The sequence below is a fragment of the Bradyrhizobium sp. Leo78 genome (genome assembly GCF_059512425.1).
In genome coordinates, this window is the sequence record NZ_JCAMOT010000102.1 from 1 (window position 1) to 6,334 (window position 6,334).

Sequence of the window (6,334 nt, forward strand, 5' to 3'; positions counted from 1 at the left end):
GGCGAACCACCTCGGCGAGGTCGAGGTTGCGATCGGGGCCATGCGGGACCACCGTCTGACCCGGCTCAAGATGGAGCTGGGTGCCATCGAGAAGGACCGTGACGAGATCAGGTTCGAACGACACCAGGTTGGAGATGCGGCGCACCTCGGGATAGGCATCAGGATAGAACCAGGCCGCCTGGCGTGCGTCACCGATACTGTAGTAGCTGCACAGTCCTTTGTAGGGGCAGAAGGTCTGCAGTTTCACGGGAGTGAGAGCGGACTCATTGATGTCGGCGCGCGGAACGTACCAGCGCGGCGCGAAGCCGGACTCGTAGAGGACCAGCGGCCGTCTGGTGTCGGCGACGATCTGGTCACCATGGCGGACCACGAGGTTACGCGAGGCCTGGCGAATGTCGATGCGGTGATAGGGGTCAGCGGCATGGCCCAGGATTCGCTCGTCTTCTTCGTAGAAAGCATCCATGGCCCGCCAGGCAAATGCGATGCGAGCCTGCAGTTCGCTCGCGTGGGCGGGCAGCCTGGTGTGCTGCCACGCCCCTCGCGAGGCGATGTGTTGCTCGTCCGCCCGGACGCTGTACCAGGACGTAGGCCCGAGATCGGCGTGTTCAACAGTGTGCTCGGTGCGTTCCAGGACGTGCGGGGAAACGTCGGTTTCCGGGAAATAGGCGACAGGATAGCGACCCGGCTCGAAGAGCAGCAGGACATGCTCGCTGTCAGCGATCCATCTTTCCCCGAAGCGCACGCGCATGCGCCGGCGCAAACGCTCTACGTACAACAATCGCTTGGGCAGCGGTTCGGGCACGAGGAACCGACCAAATGCTCCCGTTGAGAGCGGACCTTGTTGCCAGGACAGTCCCATTGCTCTCTCCTATAAATTCGATGATAACGACCGGTGACATCCGAATTCGTCGCCGCCGGCACCCTCGGTCTGCGCGCAACTTCGCTGGTGCAATCCGACGAGACTATATTCGTGGATCGTCCCGGTTTGGTTACACGGTCGCGGCCTTCGTAAGGAATTTAAGGAGGCTCGCGATCGCTGTGGCAGAGACCTCGAACGGTGAGCGCCCCAGGACCCGATCCACTCCTCAATCGCGGCGCAACTCGCGCAAGGTGTTGCGGCCGGCTACGTTGGCCCGCTCCGCCCCCCGTTGCTGCGACAAACAATTTCTTTGCGTCGCTGTAACAAAACCATGATGGCCCACGAAAGTAGTCATGTCAGATCTTTGATGGGTTTCGGGACGTCATCAGTCGTGAGGAGAACCGTTGATGACTAAGGTTCATTACCGGAACGCTGATGTGAACGGACTCAAGGTGTTCTACCGGGAGGCGGGACCGGCTGATGCGACAGCACTGCTGCTCCTTCACGGCTTTCCAACCTCCGGCCATATGTTTCGCGAGCTGATCCCGGCATTGTCGGAGCGCTTTCGCGTCATAGCACCGGATCTGCCCGGCTTCGGCCAATCCGACATGCCGTCTCGCGACAAATTTTCATACACGTTCGACCGATTGGCCGACGTGATCGAGCGTTTCACCGAATTGATCGGGCTCGCTCGCTTCGCAGTCTACGTCTTCGATTACGGCGCCCCGACGGGCCTTCGGCTGGCTGTTCGTCATCCCGAGCGCATCACCGCGATCATTTCGCAAAACGGCAACGCGTATGAGGAGGGGTTGAGCGAGGGGTGGAGTCCCATCCGGGCCTACTGGCAGGATCCCTCACAGGCCAATCGCAACGCGCTCCGATCTTTCCTCGCTCCCGAGACGACGATCTGGCAATATACGCACGGCGTATCCGATACGACCTCCGTTTCCCCGGACGGCTATTCGCTCGACAACTTCTATCTGGCACGCCCGGGCGCCGACGAGGTCCAGCTGGACCTGTTTGGCGACTACAAGAGCAATGTCGCGCTTTACCCGGTCTTTCAGGACTACTTCCGCAAGCACAAGCCGCCGTTCCTGGCGGTCTGGGGCAAGAACGATCCTTTCTTTCTGCCGCCTGGTGCGGAAGCGTTCAAGCGCGACATTCCGGGCGCGGAAGTCCGCTTCTTCGACACCGACCATTTTGCACTTGAGACCCACTGCGAGGAGATCGCTGCCGTGATGCGCGATTTTCTTGCGCGCTTGAAGTGAAATCGACGGCGGCCCGAGCAATCCCTTCCGGAGAATGGTCCGATGCGCGCAATTGTTCTCGAGAAATTCGGTGGTCTCGACAGCCTGGTGATCAAGGAAATCCCGGAGATGAGCCGAAGGCGGGGCATGTCGTCATCCAGATAAAGGCGTTCGGCATCAACCACGCCGAGATGCATATGCGCCGCGGCGAGTGGGCGGAGGCCGCGCCGGTCAGCGGCATCGAGTGCGTCGGCCTCGTCAAATCCTGTCCCGGCGCCGAGTTTCCAATCGGTGCGAAAGTCGCCGCGCTGATGGGCGGGCTCGGCCGCACGATCAATGGCAGTTACGCCGAATATACCCGCGCACCGGTCTCAAATGTCGCGCTGATCGAAGCGGACCTGCCTTGGGCCGAGCTCGCCGCGATTCCCGAGACCTATGCGACCGCATGGACCTGCCTGTTCCGCAATCTCGCGATCGAAAAGGGCCAATTGCTCGTCGTCCGTGGCGCGACCTCCTCGTTTGGCCAGGGCGCGCTCAAGATGGCGGTCAACGCCCGAGCCCGCGTGATCGCGACGAGCCGCGACCCTGATCGCTTCGCCATGCTCGGGAAGCTCGGGGCTGAGCGCTGCGAAGTCGAGCGCCGCGATCTGTCGAAGGTCATCCCGGAGGCCAGGAAGATCGATGCCGTGCTCGACCTGGTGGGTAACACGGTGATGCTCGATTCCCTCGCCATGCTTCGGCGCGGCGGTCGTTCCTGTCTGGCCGGCTGGCTTGGGGGCCTCGATCCGATCCCCGACTTCAACCCGCTGCTGCAAATGCCCAGTGGCGTCTATCTGACCTTTTTCGGCAGCTTCGTGTTCGGGACGGAGGGCTTTCCGCTTTCGGATGTGCCTCTTCAGCAGATTGCCGCGGACGCTGCGGCGGGCCGGCTCGACGTGAAACCTACCCGAGTCTTCCGCTTCGAAGATATCCGCGAAGCCCATCGCGTGATGGACGCCAACGAGGCCAAGGGGAAGATGGTAGTTGTTCACGCCTAGTGCGCGGAACTCGGGAGTCTGGCCGGCGGGGGCCACTCCGCTTAGAAACGACGCTAAGTGTCCGCCTAGTCGGCCGCGTGTTCTTGAAAGTACGTAACTCAAGAGCCGACGTGGCCGCAACGTTCAGGCCGAGCCGATAGTGCTGGCCGGCGTTGAGTCGGCGAGACTGTCTGCCAAATAGTTCGCGAGTTCGCTGATCACGCGCGAATTGCTGCGCCGTCCGTACGAGTAGACGAGCTCTACACTCGGCAGATGCGGTAGTCTCAGTGCATGACGAACCACGCGCAAAGGTGGCGTCACCAAAGCGCGTGCAAGAACTGTGATGCCGAGGCCTTCCACGGCAGCCGATTTGAGGCAATCGAAACTCGGGCTGACAAAACTGAGATGCCAGGGTCGGCCGCATTCCTTCAGCGCAGCGACTGCGAATCGCCGGTACGCGCAGCCTTCCGGAAATAGGATAAGCGGTACGGAGCTTAACGCGTCAGGCAAATAGTTTGGACCGCTCGCCCAAACAAGTTGTTCGCGCAGCGCGACGACTCCGTTTTTGGCCCCGGTCTCCTGCTTGAAGAACGCCAAATCGAATTCGCCGCGCGCACTGCGCTTCATCAGGTTTTCGGACTGGTTGGCCTCAATCTCCAACCCCACCATTGGATGCCTATTCTTGAATTGCGCAAGCCACGTGGCGAAGTTCCGCCCAAAGAAATCGTAGGGTACTCCGAGTCGCACGAACCCCGTCAGCAGATCGTCGGACATCGACGCATAGGCTTCATCGTTGAGCTGCAGGATGCGCCTTGCGAATTGAAGCAGCTTGCCGCCTTCCGAGGTCAGCTCGATTACGCGGCCCTTTCTGCGAACTAACAGTCCTTTGCCCACCTGCGCTTCCAGCTTCGCTATCTGCTGACTCACGGTCGATTGCGAGCGGCCGACGCTGTCCGCAGCCCGTGAGATACTCATGCTGTCCGCGACAACAACAAACGAGCGAAGACAATCGAGGTCGAAATTCACGAGCTCGCTCCATCATCGGAGATTGCGATATTGATCATCGCGATTATTCATTTTGCCACTTAATGCCGATTTCGTAAAGATGCTTAGCCCGGTCTAGTCATTTGAACCGGGTAAACTCGCACTGAAAGCGAGAGCGGAAGAGCGCCCCTAAGACGCGACAAGACATAAGGGGAGGATCATGGTCCACACTGGGACGTCGCTTGAGGCTGCGCACGCCTCCATAAGGCTCTTGGTAGGCGAGAAACTCCGGTATCTTGTCCCCATGACGATCGTGTTCATGACTTGTTACATCGGGCTCACTGTTCTTGCCGCCTTTGCAAAGGACTTCGTTGGAACGAAGGTCGTCCGTTCGGTCAATCTTGGCTTTGTCCTGATCGCCTTCAATTACGTGCTGTCATGGGCGCTTGCGATAGCTTACGGCTCCATCGCGCGAAACAAATTCGATCCGCTGGCAGCGCGCGCCGCCGCCGCTTCCCGGGAAGGGGAGTTGGTGAAATGAGCATCACCTTGGGAATTTTCGCGCTCATACTGCTGATCACAATCGGGATCACCTATTGGGCAGCCAAGCGAACGGCGACGACCAGTGAGTTCTATGCAGCAGACAGCGAACGCGCCGACAAACTGGTCCAGCTTGTCGCGAGACAGAAGGGCATGACGCATCCGATCCTTGAGCAAGTCGTAGCCCTAGTCGATCGACGGCTGGAGTCCAATCGAAAATCAAAGTCCGCAGCAGCATGACAACGCATCTTGTGTCGCGGATCTCCCGCAAGCACGAGCACTTCGTGTTCGGCATAATCCAGTCCGGCCTTACAGCGGGAATTGCGTCAGGGGTAGCAAACGGTCATCTTATTAAGGAAGGCACGTTTCTCCTCAATTGGATCGGGTCTTGGTTGACATCCTGGGCCGTGATGGTGCCGGTTGTGTTGTTCGCCGCGCCGGCAATTCGCCGTATAGTAATCTCGATGACCTGCGATTAAATGGTTCTACTCGGCAGGCAAGCCTACGGTCCAGAAGTTCGCTGATGAAGCAGGTTGGGGCGCTGAACTGCGATCACGTGTCCGATGTTGGTGAGAAATGATTGATTCCATCGAGCGCTGAGATGGCATTGCGCGCGCACCGTTGTGCGCTCGCAGATCACTCTCAGATACAGAGCATCGAAGGTGACTGGGTTGCCGTAGCGACGCACAGGAAAAGATCTTCGTGATGTGAGGTGTCCTTAAGTATCACCAGCTTAAACGAGCCGAACTGATCGGGATGGAACGAGAGGAGGTCGGGCTGCGAACATAGGATGCAGCCCGACGTCTGCTGGTTCGTTGTTGGGCTCGTGCCACTGGCCGGGTCGACATCCGATCTGGATTTGCTGCTGGTATCGGATCTGCCCGTGGGGCGGACGGATCAATAACCCAAGGTGGGTTCGCAAGGGGGGCCGTTATCCCACGGCTGTGTCGCGAACGCGCCGACACGTGGTGCCCGGATGCAGGAATGCTCGCCGTGGCGCTGTCCAGGCGCAGGGCTGCCGTTGGCGTTCTCTCCGTGGTGCTGTGACTTTACGTGGTGCTCGCGAGCCAAAGCGGGTGTTACCAGCATGGTCGCGGCAACCAAGCCAGCCGACAGAAGTTGCAGTTTACTCATTCCAGTTCTCCATAGATCTAGCCAACAATGCTTGGCTGCTCATCCGATGCGCTGCGCTTGGCTTGGGTGTTGGTTGCCCGTTCAGTACAGCGTACGCCGTTTCGCTCGATCAGCTTAAATCAGGCTTAAGAAACGGATTTCCTCGAGTGCCGATTGTCGTGCGGGTGTTGTCGGTGCCACCTGGGGCCAAGTTAGGACAGGTGCCGGAAGGATGGCTACTATGGTCGTCCGCGCGCTTTAGACCGCTTGAACCAGTCGTTTACCAAGTCAACGCCGTATCGCTGGCGCGCTCGGGAGTGTTCTGGCGTATCGAGCTTCGGGCTGCCACGCGCTCGCTCGACTGTACGGTCCATGCGCTCTGGAACTGTTGGCCACTTTGCTTGACCTCGGACTTGGAGTCCCATCTGCGCGACACGTTGGTGTTCCAGGCGATAGGCCCGCAACGTTAGAACTGGCTAGAGCCGTGCCACGCCCATTCAGTTCTGTGCGTCAAGTTCAGCAAAATTGATCATGGGGTCCGGCCAAGCCATCCCCTCGGAGCCGCCGTCGCTCGC

General features: G+C 59.5%; 7 protein-coding genes. 5 read left to right on the plus strand and 2 right to left on the minus strand.

All coding sequences use genetic code 11. The annotated features are described in order from the left end of the window. Positions 1 to 859 (minus strand): DUF427 domain-containing protein (locus tag AC5ZG1_RS43135; RefSeq protein ID WP_496136454.1); only part of this gene is annotated, 859 nt, incomplete at its 3' end. A 407-nt stretch (positions 860 to 1,266) separates the two neighbouring features. Between AC5ZG1_RS43135 and AC5ZG1_RS43140 the strand changes: the two genes are divergently transcribed. Both AC5ZG1_RS43140 and AC5ZG1_RS43145 read left to right on the plus strand, forming a co-directional pair. Continuing rightward, positions 1,267 to 2,127 (plus strand): alpha/beta fold hydrolase, encoded by an 861-nt coding sequence (locus AC5ZG1_RS43140; protein WP_496136455.1) that lies wholly within the window; start codon positions 1,267 to 1,269, stop codon positions 2,125 to 2,127. A gap of 176 nt (positions 2,128 to 2,303) precedes the next feature. After that, positions 2,304 to 3,143, plus strand: a complete 840-nt coding sequence (locus AC5ZG1_RS43145) for a zinc-binding dehydrogenase (protein ID WP_496136456.1) — start codon at positions 2,304 to 2,306, stop codon at positions 3,141 to 3,143. A 123-nt stretch (positions 3,144 to 3,266) separates the two neighbouring features. On the opposite strand, the gene AC5ZG1_RS43150 is transcribed toward AC5ZG1_RS43145, so the two are convergent. Beyond that, positions 3,267 to 4,148, minus strand: coding sequence for a LysR substrate-binding domain-containing protein (locus tag AC5ZG1_RS43150; protein WP_496136457.1), 882 nt, complete (start codon positions 4,146 to 4,148; stop codon positions 3,267 to 3,269). 178 nt (positions 4,149 to 4,326) lie between these two features. Here AC5ZG1_RS43150 and AC5ZG1_RS43155 point away from each other — a divergent pair, with 178 nt between their 5' ends. The 3 genes from AC5ZG1_RS43155 to AC5ZG1_RS43165 are packed head-to-tail and all read left to right on the plus strand — an operon-like array spanning position 4,327 to position 5,125. Next, positions 4,327 to 4,647, plus strand: a complete 321-nt coding sequence (locus tag AC5ZG1_RS43155) for a DUF485 domain-containing protein (protein WP_496136458.1) — start codon at positions 4,327 to 4,329, stop codon at positions 4,645 to 4,647. Beyond that, complete coding sequence (locus AC5ZG1_RS43160) at positions 4,644 to 4,886, plus strand: hypothetical protein (RefSeq protein WP_496136460.1); 243 nt, start codon at positions 4,644 to 4,646, stop codon at positions 4,884 to 4,886. Before AC5ZG1_RS43155 ends, AC5ZG1_RS43160 begins: the two co-directional genes overlap by 4 nt. Then, complete coding sequence (locus AC5ZG1_RS43165; protein WP_496136459.1) at positions 4,883 to 5,125, plus strand: DUF2798 domain-containing protein; 243 nt, start codon at positions 4,883 to 4,885, stop codon at positions 5,123 to 5,125. Before AC5ZG1_RS43160 ends, AC5ZG1_RS43165 begins: the two co-directional genes overlap by 4 nt. Positions 5,126 to 6,334 lie beyond the last annotated feature (1,209 nt).

What these genes read in the sequence shown, in the direction of transcription:
- AC5ZG1_RS43140 (WP_496136455.1), top strand. Translation starts at nt 1,267, where the DNA reads ATGACTAAGGTTCATTACCGGAACGCTGATGTGAACGGACTCAAGGTG.
- AC5ZG1_RS43145 (WP_496136456.1), top strand. Translation starts at nt 2,304, where the DNA reads ATGCGCCGCGGCGAGTGGGCGGAGGCCGCGCCGGTCAGCGGCATCGAG.
- AC5ZG1_RS43155 (WP_496136458.1), top strand. Translation starts at nt 4,327, where the DNA reads ATGGTCCACACTGGGACGTCGCTTGAGGCTGCGCACGCCTCCATAAGG.
- AC5ZG1_RS43160 (WP_496136460.1), top strand. Translation starts at nt 4,644, where the DNA reads ATGAGCATCACCTTGGGAATTTTCGCGCTCATACTGCTGATCACAATC.
- AC5ZG1_RS43165 (WP_496136459.1), top strand. Translation starts at nt 4,883, where the DNA reads ATGACAACGCATCTTGTGTCGCGGATCTCCCGCAAGCACGAGCACTTC.